The sequence below is a fragment of the Shewanella sp. MF05913 genome (genome assembly GCF_059758095.1).
The window spans coordinates 35,200-51,404 of record NZ_JCAYNT010000022.1; the positions used below are offsets into that span (position 1 = coordinate 35,200).

Annotated in this window: 13 protein-coding genes and 1 pseudogene; 5 read left to right on the forward strand and 9 right to left on the reverse strand. The window is 40.7% G+C overall.

What is annotated here, in order from left to right; translation table 11 throughout:
• Positions 1-85: 85 nt before the first annotated feature.
• Positions 86-3,358 (reverse strand): DUF748 domain-containing protein, encoded by a 3,273-nt coding sequence (locus AC19MV_RS19420; RefSeq protein ID WP_498309622.1) that lies wholly within the window; start codon positions 3,356-3,358, stop codon positions 86-88.
• A 363-nt stretch (positions 3,359-3,721) separates the two neighbouring features.
• Here AC19MV_RS19420 and AC19MV_RS19425 point away from each other — a divergent pair, with 363 nt between their 5' ends.
• From AC19MV_RS19425 to AC19MV_RS19440, 4 genes are all read left to right on the forward strand, one after another.
• Complete coding sequence (locus tag AC19MV_RS19425) at positions 3,722-4,105, forward strand: GNAT family N-acetyltransferase (protein ID WP_498309624.1); 384 nt, start codon at positions 3,722-3,724, stop codon at positions 4,103-4,105.
• Positions 4,106-4,266: 161 nt separating this feature from the next.
• Complete coding sequence (locus AC19MV_RS19430; protein ID WP_432403866.1) at positions 4,267-4,965, forward strand: DUF445 domain-containing protein; 699 nt, start codon at positions 4,267-4,269, stop codon at positions 4,963-4,965.
• A gap of 97 nt (positions 4,966-5,062) precedes the next feature.
• Positions 5,063-5,413: a VOC family protein gene (locus AC19MV_RS19435; protein WP_498309626.1), complete on the forward strand. Its 351-nt coding sequence runs from the start codon at positions 5,063-5,065 to the stop codon at positions 5,411-5,413.
• Positions 5,388-5,591 (forward strand): DUF1289 domain-containing protein, encoded by a 204-nt coding sequence (locus AC19MV_RS19440; RefSeq protein WP_498309628.1) that lies wholly within the window; start codon positions 5,388-5,390, stop codon positions 5,589-5,591. Before AC19MV_RS19435 ends, AC19MV_RS19440 begins: the two co-directional genes overlap by 26 nt.
• Before the next feature lie 44 nt (positions 5,592-5,635).
• On the opposite strand, the gene AC19MV_RS19445 is transcribed toward AC19MV_RS19440, so the two are convergent.
• Entirely contained in the window at positions 5,636-6,139 is a 504-nt protein-coding gene (locus AC19MV_RS19445) for a GNAT family N-acetyltransferase (RefSeq protein ID WP_498309630.1), read from the reverse strand.
• Positions 6,140-6,226: 87 nt separating this feature from the next.
• A complete protein-coding gene (gene asnB / locus AC19MV_RS19450) occupies positions 6,227-7,891 on the reverse strand; it encodes an asparagine synthase B (protein ID WP_432403858.1) in 1,665 nt (554 codons plus the stop codon).
• A gap of 509 nt (positions 7,892-8,400) precedes the next feature.
• Between asnB and AC19MV_RS19455 the strand changes: the two genes are divergently transcribed.
• Entirely contained in the window at positions 8,401-8,802 is a 402-nt protein-coding gene (locus tag AC19MV_RS19455) for an ACT domain-containing protein (RefSeq protein ID WP_498309631.1), read from the forward strand.
• Positions 8,803-8,976: 174 nt separating this feature from the next.
• On the opposite strand, the gene AC19MV_RS19460 is transcribed toward AC19MV_RS19455, so the two are convergent.
• The 6 genes and pseudogenes from AC19MV_RS19460 to AC19MV_RS19485 all read right to left on the reverse strand — a co-directional run bounded on the left by AC19MV_RS19460 (position 8,977) and on the right by AC19MV_RS19485 (position 15,988).
• On the reverse strand, positions 8,977-10,629 hold the full coding sequence (locus tag AC19MV_RS19460; RefSeq protein ID WP_498309633.1) for a M28 family metallopeptidase: 1,653 nt from the start codon (positions 10,627-10,629) through the stop codon (positions 8,977-8,979).
• Between the two features lie 139 nt (positions 10,630-10,768).
• Positions 10,769-11,515 (reverse strand): HAD-IIA family hydrolase, encoded by a 747-nt coding sequence (locus tag AC19MV_RS19465; RefSeq protein ID WP_498309635.1) that lies wholly within the window; start codon positions 11,513-11,515, stop codon positions 10,769-10,771.
• 492 nt (positions 11,516-12,007) lie between these two features.
• Positions 12,008-12,480, reverse strand: a pseudogene (locus AC19MV_RS19470) (ISAs1 family transposase); the annotation flags it as partial.
• Positions 12,481-12,547: 67 nt separating this feature from the next.
• Complete coding sequence (locus AC19MV_RS19475; RefSeq protein ID WP_498309636.1) at positions 12,548-13,273, reverse strand: ISAs1 family transposase; 726 nt, start codon at positions 13,271-13,273, stop codon at positions 12,548-12,550.
• A gap of 282 nt (positions 13,274-13,555) precedes the next feature.
• Complete coding sequence (locus tag AC19MV_RS19480; protein ID WP_498309638.1) at positions 13,556-14,740, reverse strand: hypothetical protein; 1,185 nt, start codon at positions 14,738-14,740, stop codon at positions 13,556-13,558.
• A 180-nt stretch (positions 14,741-14,920) separates the two neighbouring features.
• Positions 14,921-15,988, reverse strand: coding sequence for a RelA/SpoT-related domain-containing protein (locus AC19MV_RS19485; RefSeq protein ID WP_498309639.1), 1,068 nt, complete (start codon positions 15,986-15,988; stop codon positions 14,921-14,923).
• Between the last annotated feature and the right edge of the window lie 217 nt (positions 15,989-16,205).

A 16,205-nucleotide genomic window follows, 5' to 3' on the forward strand; every position in this document is an offset into this window, starting at 1 on the left:
GTGAAGACCAAAACCTTGTGGTGGTATGGCCTTAATTAAATTAGCCGCAGTCTACTCCAACTTAAGCGCAGATAACAAGCTCGGGTTATTTTGCTTGCAGCTCTAACAACGCCGAGGCCGCTGTTTGATTGGTGTTTATACGGCTTTCGAGTACAAAAACTTTTCCAGCATCAATTTGGCCCTGTTCGACTAAATAGGCTTTCACTGCTCTGGCGCGTGCTTGAGCAAGCAGACCTAAATCATCAATGCTGACGTCTTGATTGTTTTTTAACATATTGTAAAGCGCGATGTGCCAGCGCGTAGTGAGCTCTTGTGGGCTAAGCTCTGGGGCTTCTATTAATAAAGCCTGCTTAATGTCGTCTGGCAGTTGTCCTAACTCTTGTTCCACTAATGTATAAAGCGCGTCGGTTAGCGGGCCTGACACTGGGAACTGGCTTGCCGATAAATGTTTAGGCAGCGCACGCAGTTTAATGGCAGCCGTTTTAGCCAGTTTTCTATGTAATTTCAGTTCTGCCAGCGCAGGTTTGTCGTTAGCCACATCAACACTACCCTTAATATTAAGATTCAATAACGGTCTTTCGATTAAGGCGCTGGCCAATTTATCCAGGGTGACTTGTTGTTGATGCTCAATGGCGCTGACACCATAATCAAAGCCGACTTTATCGATGGCTTCTTCACCGCCAACTAGCCCTGCAATAAATGAGAATGGTGATGTTACCGCCTTGGTGATTAAGTTACCTATGGCATTAATAATAATACTGCCAAAACTAAAACTGGGTGAGTTAATGTCACCAGACACATCTACCCCTAAATCAATCACTCCGTGACGGTCTTGCAGCAATGCCACTGCCAAGCTAACAGGTAAACTGGTTGCTAAGTCACTATTACTGCGTTTACCCAGTTTAAGCTGGTCGATAACCAGATGATTGCTGCCAACAAGCACGTTGTCTTTTAATTTATAGTTTAAATCAAGCGACAGCTGGCCTTTATCGATGTAATAGCCAGCGTAAGTGCCCGAATAAGGGTTAACAGATGTGAGCTCTACTTTTTTGAAGTTGAGGTTTAAGTCTAAATACGGTTGTTCTAGCAGAGGATTGACATCACCCTTTAAAGTCACTGGTGCATATTTATCTATTTTACCGGCTAAGTCGACTGATGCAGTGGTTTGCGGGTTAGACGATAAATTAGTGATTTCGCCATTGAGCATTTCGATGCCGGAAGCAAAATTGGGCGTTAACGAGTTATCTGCGAAAAAGGCTGAACTGTCTTTAACGCCAATTTTGTTAATGTTGAGCTGCATTTCAGGCGTATCTGTTGTGGTTTCTTGTTCGGCGTTTTCATTTGTAGCCGCTAACTTTGGCTCTGTCGAACTATCCTTTGCAGTCGCGTCTGCTTGGTCAGGGCCATTGTCATGGATCAATTGGCTAATGTTTGTGCTTCGGTCAGCTGAAATAATTAAACGCGCGAAGAGGGCGTCGAAGTTAATCTCGTCTATGTCTATTTTGGCTTGTTTACGGTCATAAGACAGTTGGTTTATCGCCATGGTTTCCCAATTTAATAAAGGCCGCTTAAGCACATTATCTGTAATGTCGAGCTGTTCAATTTTGGCACTGCCTTGATAAATTAAGGTTTCGTTAGCGTCTGCAATGAGCTTTCCTTGCGTTGAAAATACCCCATCTTCTAACGTGACGTTAATGTAAGGAGCGATATACGGCTGCAAGCGCGTCAACATCATGTTGCTAAAATCTATGTCAGCAACAATACTTTGCGCCAATACATCGACTTGGCCAGTGGAACTCAATTGGCTTTGCTCGTTAATCACGGTTGAGAATTGATAATCTATCGGGCTAGAAAAGTCTGATATAACTTTGCCGGTACTGACATTAATCGGGCCGAGTTGCCATATGATAATGTTGTCGCTAGCAATGCCTTCACCTAATGTCACTTGGTACTGTTCAAGCTTGAATTTGTTGAGCGTAACGAGCCATGGCTTGCCTTGACTGTCTGTGCCCGAGGATTCAATTTGCACCGCAGTGTCTGACGTTTCAGTCGCTGTCGTTTCAGTCGCTGTCGTATCAATAGCTATCGTTTCAGTAGCTGCAGTATCAATAGTTGTAGTATCAATAGCGGCGGTTTTTGTTTCTGAGTTTTCAATTGCAGTGGTTGCAGTTGCTGTGGTTTCCGTTTCGGCAGTTTTTGTATTTGTAGTTGTAGTTGCAGTCGCTGCATCGTCACTGCTAACCACTAACTCAGTGTTTTTTGGGAGTAACAAGGCAACGAGATCTGCACCAGTTGGAGTAATATTTAGGTTGATTTTGCCATTTTCGCTGTAAAACTCATCAATGGTGACCTGTTGTTTTGGGGTATCAACATTGATGTTATTTAACGCCAGAACGCCAATCGAGATTTTTTCATCTTGTAGGTGTACCGCTTTTACGTTTTCAATCACCACGCGTGCTTTGGCAATGTGAATGTCGCTTATTGGCTCAAACTCGGCATTTTGCAGCGCAACACGAAAGTGTCCATTCACGCTGAGTTGGCCCTGGGCTAAATTGATGGCAAACAATTGGTCGATAAAAGACCAGTAACGCGATAAATCGATTTTGGCAACGTTGATATCACCCTGGAGCATGAGTGGTGCCAGCTGTAGCTGACCTTGCAGGCTTAATGCCCCTTGGAATTGATCTTCAATGGCGATATTAAATTGATTAACCAAGTTTTGCTGATCATCAATAGCCGCCATAATGCTGTCAAATTGGCTTAGTTTTAGTTGAATATTCGGGTAGCTGATTTTAGTGTCAGTGACCTTATCGTTTAACGTAAATGTCCCGTCAATGAGTTGAATGTTCGCCATGCGCATCGACAACATTTCTGCCGATTGAGGTTGTTGCTCTGCTTGCTGCGCGCTGCTATTACTGGCAATACGTTCAATGATATCAGTGAAGTTAAACACATCATGTTGCTGGCTATCTTGGCTGCGGCTAACTTGAATTTTAGGTTGTTCAAGCACGACATCTTCGAGGACCAGGCCCATTAACCGTATCGATTGCCACACTTGTAAGTTGGCATATAAGCGCTCAAAACTGACAAACTGAGCGTCTTGTTTTTGTTCGTTTATCGCAAAGCCTGTGACGGTGAGTTCTGTCGTAAACGGATTAATTTCAACGTTTTGCAATGTCACCTGACGACCCAATATATCGCTTAATTGCTGTGGCAGTTGTTGTTTAGCAACCGCAGGAATTAACCCGCCTAAAATGGCACACAAGAGTAGATACACGCTTACGAGCCAAAATAGCCATTTTTGATAGCGAGGACGGCGTTTAAAACTTGTGCGAAGTTGAGCAAAAAAGGATTTCATAGGAGATTTCTTGATGAATGCAGGGTCACAGTGAGTCATAGTAACAAATAAATTTCGTTACTAGGGATTATTTTACAGTAGAAACAGATTAATTTACTTTGGTCTTTATTGATGCTAGATTGTTAAATATCTAAATTAAGTTTATGTAATTAATAGATTTTATATTCGTATTGTGATGATGTTTTGTTCGCTTAGCAAACTAATGCTTTGTTAACATTTAGATTCACAATCACAATCATGATCACATTCATTGTCTGTTTGCGCATAAAACCACTGGGTTGTTAACGGCGCGTAGCATAATGACTCATTAACTTAATCAATAGCGACTCATCTTGCTGTGATGACTATTTTCAAGGATGATAAATGCAAATTCGTCTTGCTTCGAGCATCGATTTAGAACCACTAAGCGCCTTATTTGATTTGTATCGCCAACAATTAAATCAACCTAAGGATTATGCTGCTTGCCATGCCTTTTTAAAGCATCGTCTTGCTGAAAATGACACCATGATTTTTGTGTGTATTAAAGACGATCATATGGTGGGCTTTACGCAATTATACCCATCATTTTCATCTTTATTACTCGCCCCCGTTTGGTATTTAGAAGACGTGTTTGTGTTAGCGGAATATCAACAACAAGATGTCGTTGATAAAATGCATCAAAAGGCTGAACAGTTGGCACAAAGCACTGGGGTGTTATTGATCAACCGTTATGAGCAACAGGTGTTAAAGGAACAATGTACTGCTTAAGCTTTATTAGCTTGCAGTTTATTGATGGCCACTCATAACAAGCTATAAACCTCGGTTCCATTTTCTGATAAAATGACCGAGGTTTTTTTGTGTCCTCTATATAGTTACTGCATTCAAGGTGTGGCCTATTATCGGGACGGGATAATGTTAAGGAACAGAGATTGAACAAGAGCGTAGCGACAAATTTAATAGCCGCCATTTTTGTATTGGTCGGTTACGGCTTAGAACAGCAAATCGTATTAACCATAGGCTTATTTGCATTATCTGGCGCAATCACTAACTGGTTAGCGATCCATATGCTGTTTGAAAAAGTCCCAGGGTTATATGGTTCTGGCGTAGTGCCATCACGTTTTGAAGAATTTAAAGCCGGTATTCAACATTTAATGATGCAGCAGTTTTTTACCCAAGAAAACATTGACCGTTTTTTAACGAGCAGCAGTGCCAGTCATATTGATTTAACGCCCGTGATTGAAAAAATTGATTTAGCGCCGTCTTTTGATGCGTTGGTTGATACGATCGAGAAGTCATCGTTTGGTGGCATGTTAGCAATGTTTGGCGGCACTGAAGCACTCATCCCATTAAAAGAGCCCTTTATTGAAAAAATGAAGCTATCTTTGGTCGAATTAGCGCAAAGTGATCAATTTAACGCTATTTTAGTTAGTGAGCTTGAACAACCAAGTGTCATGGCCGATATGCAAGCTAAGGTCGCCAATATTGTTGAGCAACGCTTAAACGAGTTAACCCCAGAGTTAGTCAAGCAGATAATACAAGATATGATTAAAACCCACCTAGGTTGGTTAGTGGTATGGGGCGGAGTGTTTGGTGGCATTATTGGTGCAGCAGCGGCGCTAATACAGTAAGACGTCACTTAAGGCGTTTTACTCACATTAATCATCGACTCGTTTTATGCTCATCATCTAATAACCAGTGTGTTTAACACCTTTAATTGAGGTCAATATGAGCCAGCACAACAAAATTAATTATTTAGAAATACCGGTAAAAGATGTGTTGGCCACTAAAGCCTTTTTTAAGCAAGTGTTTGGTTGGCAGTTTCAGGACTACGGTCCTGATTACTGTTGCTTTTTACAAGTGGGTATTGACGGCAGTTTTTACCAGTCGTCTACCCAGTTTACATTAGCAACAGGCAGCCCATTGATTGTTCTTTACAGTCAAGATTTACTGGCGACACAAACTGCAATTACTCAAGCGGGCGGGGCTATCAGCCGTGATGTTTTTACTTTCCCCGGAGGTAGACGTTTTCACTTCACCGACGTAAATGGTAATGAATATGCCGTATGGTCAGAATAATCGCTCGACAGTTGAAACACCTTGTGTCCGCCATTGTTGCTTAGACAGCAACGATGTGTGTTTAGGTTGCCATCGATCGTTAGATGAAATCCTAGCGTGGCATTCGATGAACGATCAACAAAAAACTGCCTTGTTCGGCATTATGCAGCAACGCGCAATTGCGAGTAAACATCGCTAATCTGTGGTTTCACCAGCCTATTTTTCCTATTTTTCCTGTATTGCCTAATTTGTTTGCGGTTCAATATCGGTTCTAAAGAGCGTAAACCCACGCGCTTGATAGTTATGTAATGCACTGGGGTGATCTAACGAACACGTATGCACCCAAACACGTTGAGTATTGGGTAATGCCCACGCATGTTCGATTGCTTGTGTGAGTAAATAACCACCAAAGCCCTTACCAATAAACCGCTCTCCTAGGCCAAAATACATTATTTCGACATTGCCAGCTTCTTGTTGCTGTAATTCAAAATAACCAACAGGTGCTCCCTCAACATAAGCAACATACAAGTGCAGGTTTTCCGCTTCGCTATAGGCTTGCCATTGCTTGTCTGTCCACGCCAGTTTATCGGTCCATTCCCATGCAGCGCCGACAAATTGATACAGAAATCGATTGAATTCAAATTGTTTAACCTTGGCCTGGATTAACGTTAAACCGTTAGATTGCGGCTTAGCGTTAAGTTGACTGCGGTCGGTCATTTCTAAATTAAAAATACTGATTTCTGGCATCTATCGGATTCTCTTTATGTGCTTTTGAGTGGTTAGTATAAACAAAAACACCACCTAGGTAGGTGGTGTTTGTTATGCGACTTGCAATTAATAAGCGCTGGCGTGAACGTTTTTCACTGCACGGCCCGACGGGTCGTTAATGCCTTGTAAGCTTGCATCCCACAATAGTGCTTCTGGTGTAGAGCAGGCCACTGTTTTGCCACCTGGCACCGTTTCTGCTGCACTGGTGAGTGGGAAGAACTCTTCAAAGAAGCTGCGATAGAAGTACGCTTCTTTTGACTCTGGCGTGTTGTACGGAAAACGGAATTTAGCGTTAGCAAATTGCACGTCATCAACGTTGGCTGCCGCGTGAGCTTTTAAGCCGTCAATCCACGAATATCCTACACCATCACTGAATTGCTCTTTTTGACGCCACACCACTTCTTTAGGTAATTTGTGCTCAAATGCCTGGCGTAAAATGTGCTTCTCAATGCGACCGTCTTTAGACATCTTCGCTTCAGGGTTAATGCGCATTGCTACATCAATAAACTCTTTATCTAAGAAAGGTACGCGTGCTTCTAGTCCCCATGCTGCCATGGCTTTGTTAGCACGCAGGCAATCAAATAAGTGTAACTTATCAAGTTTGCGCACTAATTCTTCATGAAACGCTTGGGCGTTAGGCGCTTTATGGAAATACAAGTAGCCACCAAATAGTTCGTCAGCACCTTCGCCAGACAACACCATTTTAATGCCCATGGCCTTAATTTTACGAGCCATTAAATACATTGGCGTAGCGGCACGAATAGTGGTGACGTCGTATGTTTCTAAGTGATAAATCACTTCTTTAATCGCATCTAAGCCTTCCTGGAAGGTATACACAATTGGGTGATGAATAGTGCCAATAGCATCGGCCACTTTTTGCGCCGCAACCAAATCAGGAGATTCTGCTAACCCTACTGCAAATGAATGCAGTTGTGGCCACCATGCGCCAGTTTCGCCATCGTTTTCAATACGGTGTTTTGCATATGTTTGGGTAATGGCTGAAATCACTGATGAATCTAGGCCACCAGACAATAATACTCCGTAAGGAACATCTGACATTAACTGGCGTTTCACCGCCGCTTCTAATGCGTCACGTAATTCTTCAATGCTAGCTGGGTTATCTTTAACGGCGTCAAAATCGCGCCAGTCACGATGATAATACTGAGTAGGTTTACCGTCGGCAGAATATAAATACTGTCCTGGATAAAACTCAGCAACGGTTTTACATACTGGCATTAATGCTTTCATTTCAGAGGCAACGTAGAAGTTACCAGACGCATCAAGACCGGTGTAAAGTGGGATAATACCCATGTGGTCGCGACCGATTAAGTAAGTGCCTTTGGCTTTGTCATACAGTACGAATGCGAAGATACCGTTCAGTTTGTCTAAAAAGTCACAACCGTATTCTTGGTAAAGTGACAAAATCACTTCGCAATCTGAGTTGGTTTGATACTGGTATTTGTCACCTAGCTGAGCTTTTAATTGCTTGTGGTTATAAATTTCACCGTTTACGGCTAATACTATGTTGCCATCAAGGCTGATAAGCGGTTGCGCTCCGTGGTCAACGTCAACAATCGATAAACGTTCATGCGCTAAAATGGCTTTGTCATCAGCATAGATGCCAGACCAATCTGGGCCGCGGTGACGCAGTAGCTTTGACATTTCTAACGCCACCTGGCGAAGTTTACTTGCATCAGTTTTGATGTCTAAAATTGAAAATATTGAACACATAATACAGCTCCAGCAGCGTTGGCTAATCTTTATCTGTTTTCTACTTTGCCAGCATTTTTGTTAACTGCCAAGTCAATTTTTTGAGATAACATCATAAATATGGTGTTTTTAATGACTTTATCTCTTTTAAATATCTTTTTGTTTGAGTAATGTTTTGTGAAATCACTATTTATCTGCAGTATCTTTATTTTTATCGCGATATTGGCTATTTTTTTTAAGATTTCATAATCAAATCCCACTAAAAGCCATAATTGCACTAATGCTGTGCGTTTGATGTTTATTTGAGCAAAAGTGGGGTTTAATGGTCATTTTACGCCATTAACATGGCCATAATGGCGCCTACGGGACATGCAGATGCGCGATAATGGGGCTTCTATTCACTTGCAGGTAGCCGATCATATTTAACGAGTGATGTGTTTTAATACTCGATAGGATCACTTTTGTTGCTCACTTAGCCGAACGTGATGAATAACATCACTTTATAACGAAAACTTATGGAAGGAAAAAGTATGGTAGGTGAAACAAATTTAACGACATTACTGGCATCAATGTCACCAGTATTGTTAGATGATGAATACGTTTTTTGCTCAGTGCCGGGCGGCCAATATGGTGATTATCAACGCTTATCGCCACTGGCGACCTTTCGCGAATTAGAAGGGTTGACGTTAGTATTAACCAAAGCGGCAGCGCTAGAGGGTGGCTTGTCTTTTGAGTCAGTGTTTAAAGGCATTACCTTAACGGTACACTCTAGTCTTGATGCCGTTGGTTTAACGGCAGCAGCGGCTAATAAACTCACTGAAAAAGGCATCAGTGCCAATGTCATTGCCGCTTATTATCATGACCATATTTTTGTGCAAACCGAAAAGGCGGCTTTAGCCATCGAAGCCCTAAATGAATTTAGTAAACTGTAGTCACGTTTATCCAGCGGCTTAGCTCACACAACGCTTACATGACACAAAGATTAATGGCACAGATGGTTACTAGCAAAATAATAGCAAAATAATAGCCAAATACGAATAAAAAAAGCCCATCAAATACATGATGGGCCAATCCTTACTGGGGGGAAGGAATCAGGTGGTGCTGAGCTAATCTGCAGGACGTAATTGATTAAATTCAGAACCGGCAAAGTAGCCAGGCCAATCTTGATTGTTACCTAACTCTGCAGCTGCTTGGTAGTACACGCCCAAATCTTGCAATGCACCAGACAAATCCCAATCTGCATGGTAATGATCGCATACGTTGTGATAACAGCCTTTCATTTGCTCACTCATTAGCGCTTTATACTTCGCGGTTGCTTCATCAAGCGGCTCTGCGCCGCCACCGGCAAATACGGCTGGAACGCCTAACTTGGCAAAGCTGAAATGATCTGAGCGGAAAAAACCGCCAGAGGCTGGATTACTTTCGCCTGTGGTGACTCGATTTTGACTTGCAGCAGCCTTATCTAAATACACTTCTAACTCAGACTGGCCTTTGCCGACAATGGTGTAATCTTTGGTTTTGCCATACACATTGGTACTGTCGAGGTTAAACACTGCAACCGTTTTATCGATAGGATAAAGCGGATTGGCTGCGTAGTAGCGAGAACCAAGTAAGCCTTGTTCTTCACCCGTGGTAGCAATAAAGGTTAATGAGCGTTTAAGGCCATTACCCGCTTTAGCTTGATCGGCAAATTGACGCGCTATTTCTAATATGCCCGCTGTGCCTGAGGCATTATCTAGGGCGCCATTGTAGATTTTGTCGCCTTCTTTACTGTCATCGGTACCAATATGATCCCAGTGGGCGGTAAACAGAATATGCTCATTAACCTGGCTAGTACCAGGTAAGGTGGCCACGACATTATAACTGTCGGCATAGTCCGCTTTATTGGTAAATTCGATAGAGGCATTTTGGGCTAAATCAACGTTTAATGCGCTGTCTGCCGCGCGGTCCATTAACGAGGGTAATGATAAACCCGCTTTGTTAAACAAGTTGTTGGCACTGTCTAAGGTTATCCAACCTTCAACTTGTACTCGTTTGTCTTGTTCAGTTTTGTTCAGCACTAAATCTTGTTGCGCACCTGTCCAGCTGTTTTCAACCACAGACCAAGGATAAGATGCGGGTTTGGTGTCGTGGATAATAATCGCGCCCAGCGCACCTTGACGGCTGGCCTCTTCAAATTTGTAACTCCAACGGCCGTAATACGTCATGGCATTGCCGTTAAACTTTTTATCATTAGGATGCGCAAAACCGGGATCATTAACCAATATAATGGCTATTTTGCCTTGCATATCGATGTCTTGATAATCGTTCCACTCGTACTCAGGTGCATTAATGCCATAACCCACAAACACCAATGGGGCATCCTTGATACTGACTTGTTGATTGTCGTGGCGACTGCCCAGCACAATATCTCGGCGATATTGCATCTCAATGCCCGCTAAATTGACCAGTTGTTGTTCGCTCGCGGTGTAACTCACCATCGGCACAGGCTGTAAAAAGCTGCCATTATTTGCACCGGTAAGACCCATTTTAGTAAAAGCGGCAGACAGATAGTCAAGGGTGAGTTTTTCGCCGTGGGTCGTGGGCGCACGGCCTTCAAATTTGTCTGATGATAAGGTTTCGATATCGGTTCTAAAGCGCAGCTCGTCAAAGCTCACTTGAGTTGTTTTTGTTGGGGTATCTTGTGGTGGGGTGGTTGACTCACCACCATTACATGCACTGAGCAGCGCTACGGCGCAAAGAGGAAACAGTCGTTTCATGCTCTATCCTGATTATCGTTTTTATTATTTCGGACCAGCATAATGAATCAAGCCAGCGCGCTATGACAAGGGTTCTGGCTTGATAATGTGTTACCTAATGTAAATGTAATGGCTTAATGTAATCGTTAAATGTGTGGCCTTAGACCACGTCAATATCACCGGCGCAGGCAAACACATGGTTTGGTCTAAACGGTTCTTTATCGATGTCGCTCATTTGGCTCACGCCACTGGTGACTAAAATGGTTTCAAGCCCGGCTTGAAAGCCCGCTAAAATATCGGTGCGCATATTGTCACCAATAATAATGGTATTTTCAGAATGGCCTTGAATGTGGTTCAGTGCGGAGCGAATAATCCATGAGCTTGGCTTTCCCACGTAAAAAGGCATTTTGCCGGTAATCCGCTCAATGGCGGCACACAATGCGCCACAAGCAGGGCTATAAGCTGGGCCGTGTGTATCAGGGTTGGTGGCAATAAAGCGTGCGCCGCCCGCCACAAAGCGTGACGCTTTATGGATCATCTCCCAGTTGTATGAGCGCGTTTCGCCCACAATCACAAAATCAGGGTTAATGTCGGTAATCGTAAAGCCTGCGTTGTACAACTCGTGGGTGAGGGCGCCTTCACCAATCACATAGGCCTTGGTGCCGGTTTGGTGTTTAAGAAAATCCGCCGTTGCCATTGCCGAGGTATAAAAGCAGGTTTCGGGTACATTAATGCCCGCCGCACCCAGACGGTTTTGTAAGTCTTTACCGGTTTGTACAGGATAATTAGTGAGGATAACCAGCGGATTGCCTTGCTCTAAGATGCGGTGAATAAATTTATCACTACCAGGGATCAACTTGTTGTCGTGCAGTAACACACCATCAATATCACATATAATATTTTTCATTCTTTCATTTCTTCCTTCAAATACAACCTACTTACATCTAATGCTAATTCAGACCAGAAAACAACGATTAAATGCAAAAAATGCAGGTATTGAATTAACAACATAAGTTGATTAATGATGAAAATCTTTTGGGATTTAAGAAGGGTGCTATTTAACGAAGAAATCACCGCCTGCTCGGCAAGTGATAATCCTTGCTTTAGAAATGTTAGAGTCTGATTCTGCAAATCAAAGTCGGAGCCTGTTACAATATCAACCTTATATTTAACTGTGACATTTTTGTTGATTCATATACTTGTGGTACATAGTTTTTATCTAGGAATAACTTAATATTTATATCACAGTTTTTTAGGTTTAAAGCTTGTCTTATTTTCAGCTCGTTAGCCGATACTCGTTGCTCTAGATCATTAACCCTTTTAACTAGTTTATATGAGTTAGCATTAGCAGTATTTGAATGATTGTTTGCTAAAATACCACCAATCGGCCAGGTGCTGATTAGACTTTTTGACTAGCGCCAAAAATAATCTTTTCCCTGAAATCATCATTCCAACAAGCGCTATTGAATTTCTGATTCTGGCTTGTTTTAGCGGGATGTAGCTTCACTAGATTTAATGCCCCACGCCTTAAAATAGCCAGAATACTGGCACCATCTTTATCATACATCTTCTACTTATCTTCTTGAAATAGCGTATCTAAAAGCCAATGCTGATTATTTTCCGTTTGCCAGTGAGCCCTAATCGCGGTACCAAAGGCTTCTGATGTCAGCACTGCACTGCTGACATAAAAATGCGTATCTATACTGGTTTTGTTACCCACTTTTCGATGACGATCTACTGCGATTAATGTTTTTAATTGAGACCATTTCATCTTTACCTAAGCGGGTAAATTCAATGGACACTGAAACGTTACCCGTTTTTCAACTCGACCATGGCCTTTATCATCTTGCGTAAAGCATTCGGCATCTCAGGGCAAGATCGTGAACGTTTTTCATACAGAGCAAGTATGTTTTTAGAACTATATTTGTTCAGTACGTTATCACTTCATGAATATTGGAAGTGATTCAGTATTGAAATTATTCATAGCGCTCAAAAAACACACACTCATGCGGTTGCCCTGTTCGGCATCTGGGGTATTTGTAATGTAATCAGCAAATTGTGCCTGTACTGCCTCGTACAGCTTGGGCTGATTACCTTTGACGTGCAAAATACAATGCCCAACTTCTTTGACAATATAATCAAGTGATTGTGTCTGACAATGCAGCGCATCAAATGTCAGTAACTCAGACTTCAAATCAAGACACGTCAGCAATTCTTGAACGAGTTTGAGTTCACTCTTTTTGCTCGCACCTGATTTAGCGCTGAAGACTAAACCAGAGCCGGTATCATATGCAGTGACCATATGTAATGCAGCGCTCGAGGCTGATGCTTTAGCACCTTTAAGCACTTTCCCATCAATCGCAATAGAAGAAAGTCCTGTGCTAAGCCGATGCTCGTTAACCCAACTCAACAAGGCATCTAGCAAGGATTGCTTTGACACTCCTCTGAAAATGCGACCAATGCTCTGCTGGCTGGGAATACCATTAGCGAAGGGGCGATATTTACGCAGCCACATGAGTTTTAATGTCCCGAACTCGTGGCAATCGGCCCAACTTTGCGCACCTGATATCACTGTGCTTAGGACGAGGAAGCAGATATCAATGACATCATGTTCTTGATTTATATGGGAACGGCAATCAGTAATCTTATCGAGATGTTTAAGCATATTAAGTATAAAGACAAAGAAAAAGAAAAAGAGCGCTATTTGATCATACTGGCGAGATCAATCAAGCTATTTTTTATCTCTTTGTTTTAAAAAAGGATGTATGAAAAGCGATCGAGTATGATCAGCCCCTGGTTTGATAGGACTTCAAGTGTGACTTTACGTTTCTCTGTTACTGTATTTGCTAGTTGTATGCGATGGCCTTTGTTTGTTTTCTAAGGAAAAAGATTGAAATTTCATTTAAGATCTAAAGATTGACGTTGGTAAAAAAATTTTGATAAAAAGTTAACATTTATACAAAAGCTTCACCCGAGGTGCGATTAAACTAGATGAAATTTGTTTTGATATCATTTCTTTCAGAAATTCAAGCTCTTGAAGTGATTCAGGATATCTTGATTCAATAAAATTACAAGCTTCAATAAAATGATTTATGTTATTTTCGCACATTTTTAAAATACAATCATAATATTCAAGTTTTAATTCTGAATATTTAAATTTATACTTATGATTAACCTTTTTGAAAAGTTCTCTCAATTCATTTAGGTTTTCATGTTTGACAAGTGAACTAGTAATAATTGCTACGTAAGCCTTGTAAGTATTGATTGCATGTGAAATTCCATAATTATCAAACTCACTTATTAAAACTTTAAGATCTGCTTCAAAGTCTGGTTCGTCACCTAAATTTTGGAGATACTGATTTATTCCAATTTTCTTATATTCTTTACTAATTAAATAGTCTAATTTATTTGCGAATCTAACATTAAAAGGGTCTGTAAGGATATCAATAAATTGTTGCGTTCTTTCTGGCGCTTTCAATCCAAAGCGGATAAAATATTTTTTAGTGTTCTGAATTAGTTTTTGATGGTTAAGTGCATCTTTTGAAAGAGTGTTACTCCCATAATCTATACATTCGATTATTTTGTTTGCATTTTTAACTCTCTCTATAGTGATATCAGAATAAGCAGTTAAAACTGTATCTGTTACGTCTTCTAGTAAACTTGAACCTAGAAAGTCATTTGGAGTGACCTTATAGGGTTCTTTTTCAAACAATGGAAAACCAGAGTCAGCGTATATACCTGCAACAAGGTGCGAACAAAAGTATTGACCTGCTGTATAGTCTTTTTTATCTTTAGTAATGGATTTTGTAGCTCCTTTTAAACTATATCCACGACCTTGGTATAATTGATATTTAGTGGCAATATAATTTTTAACATTTTTCTTGGTTTCTTCATCAGGAAATTTACATCTCAAAACTGCAATATTTTCTTTATTTTTAAAAGATAATCTATTGTGACTTGTAACCTGAACTCCAGAACCAGTTATCGCTTCAAGTGCAAGACCATTCTCAAGGTTAATCATAGCATGCGAGAAATGACCGTTCGTCATTTGTGCAATTATCTTGCTACTTTTGGCCGCACCGCGTATTAGAACAATATCGCCTAAAAGAAAATTGTTGTTCAATGCAAACATTTAATTATCCTTACGAAAATTATAATTTGAATAAGGGACAGTTCTTATTAATACGCCTAAGACGCCCGTAAAAATGCAGCTAAAAAGCACACTATTTGTGCACAAAAGCATAACCTTTTATTGAACATTATACTGAGCGAAGTAGAGCCCTGTAATAGGGAAGCCTGCAAAAATGAGTTACTAGCTTTCATCTTCATCTTTTTCGTGTTTAACTGGACTTGAAAATTTGGGAGCGCTAATAATTAATGTGTTATTGTTCCTATGATGAATGTCACTGAATAAAGTATTTAAAAGCGCCTTACGTCCAATTGTGGTAAGTTCTTGTCTTTTAGATTGTGCTTTTAGTTTTTCGACTTCTTTCTTTAAATTTTTAACCAGATCTTCTTGAAACTTATGCTTGTCATTAGAATTATCAAGCTCACTAAATAAACGGTCAATTTCGGCAATGTTTTTTTCATGCTTTTGTTTTATTTCAATATTTTCTTTTTCTATTGCGGTAAGTTGTGATGCTGTTGATTCAAGTTCGGTTACTAACTTTTTAACGAAAGTGCCCATTTCATCGGCACTACCAGCAAGCCTATTAAAAATTCTTAGGAAGTATGAAACTTGTTCATTATCTGAAAAATTAGGATACCTAACTTTATGGTCTATTTCACTCCAACCTTCCTCAAAAATTGTTCGCACTTGGACTTCAGTATATATTTTTTGTTTTAATGGTGTAGATTCAAAAACATAATGGATAGAACGATAGCCTGCTGGATGTGTTTTAATATCAAAACGCTCGTGACCAGTAGCTTCATTATCTCCTTCTCTTACGTAGTAGACAGGTTGCTCTTTAGTCGTCCAAAGATTACGGAGATATTCATCAATTCCAAAGCAATCATCTTTAAATAAATGCAGTGCTCTCACTCCGACTAGATCAGTAACTATTTCATGATAATTGTCTGCATTAATGTCTAAGTAAATCTCATTGTATGAATTAGAGCCTTCAGTTGTTTTTCTGACAATTTTTTCCATTAAGTGTTCAGGATCTTTGACCCGCCATCTAACGGAATGAACCTCTGGACACCTCTGGATCATTCGTGCAAAAAGTTCAGCACTTTCTTTCCTTTCATCAAGTTTTGATAGATGGTCAGCACCTTTTTTTTGCAAAGTAAGCCAGTCAATTTTTGATTTTCCCCAATCTTCACTTGAGATATTATTCCTTTCTAGAAAGCTTACTTCATCCATTTCATTATTTACTTCCATGTCGCGCTCCGATAACTATTAATCATACTATTAAATGCATTCTAACGCGTTAACAAAATATGGCAAGAGAACTGGAGGTAACTAGCTGTTTTAAAATGAGGTTTGCGAAGTGAAAGAAGGGCGTTATTATAAGTAAAGATTGTATTAGACCTCTGTTATTGTAAAGCCGGCGTTTACAGTCACACCTTTAGTTAGATCGTTAGATTACCTTTTTTCA

Coding starts and splice junctions, on each gene's coding strand:
- AC19MV_RS19420 (WP_498309622.1), bottom strand. CDS start 3,358: ATGAAATCCTTTTTTGCTCAACTTCGCACAAGTTTTAAACGCCGTCCT.
- AC19MV_RS19425 (WP_498309624.1), top strand. CDS start 3,722: ATGCAAATTCGTCTTGCTTCGAGCATCGATTTAGAACCACTAAGCGCC.
- AC19MV_RS19435 (WP_498309626.1), top strand. CDS start 5,063: ATGAGCCAGCACAACAAAATTAATTATTTAGAAATACCGGTAAAAGAT.
- AC19MV_RS19440 (WP_498309628.1), top strand. CDS start 5,388: ATGAATATGCCGTATGGTCAGAATAATCGCTCGACAGTTGAAACACCT.
- AC19MV_RS19445 (WP_498309630.1), bottom strand. CDS start 6,139: ATGCCAGAAATCAGTATTTTTAATTTAGAAATGACCGACCGCAGTCAA.
- asnB (WP_432403858.1), bottom strand. CDS start 7,891: ATGTGTTCAATATTTTCAATTTTAGACATCAAAACTGATGCAAGTAAA.
- AC19MV_RS19455 (WP_498309631.1), top strand. CDS start 8,401: ATGGTAGGTGAAACAAATTTAACGACATTACTGGCATCAATGTCACCA.
- AC19MV_RS19460 (WP_498309633.1), bottom strand. CDS start 10,629: ATGAAACGACTGTTTCCTCTTTGCGCCGTAGCGCTGCTCAGTGCATGT.
- AC19MV_RS19465 (WP_498309635.1), bottom strand. CDS start 11,515: ATGAAAAATATTATATGTGATATTGATGGTGTGTTACTGCACGACAAC.
- AC19MV_RS19475 (WP_498309636.1), bottom strand. CDS start 13,273: ATGCTTAAACATCTCGATAAGATTACTGATTGCCGTTCCCATATAAAT.
- AC19MV_RS19480 (WP_498309638.1), bottom strand. CDS start 14,740: ATGTTTGCATTGAACAACAATTTTCTTTTAGGCGATATTGTTCTAATA.
- AC19MV_RS19485 (WP_498309639.1), bottom strand. CDS start 15,988: ATGGAAGTAAATAATGAAATGGATGAAGTAAGCTTTCTAGAAAGGAAT.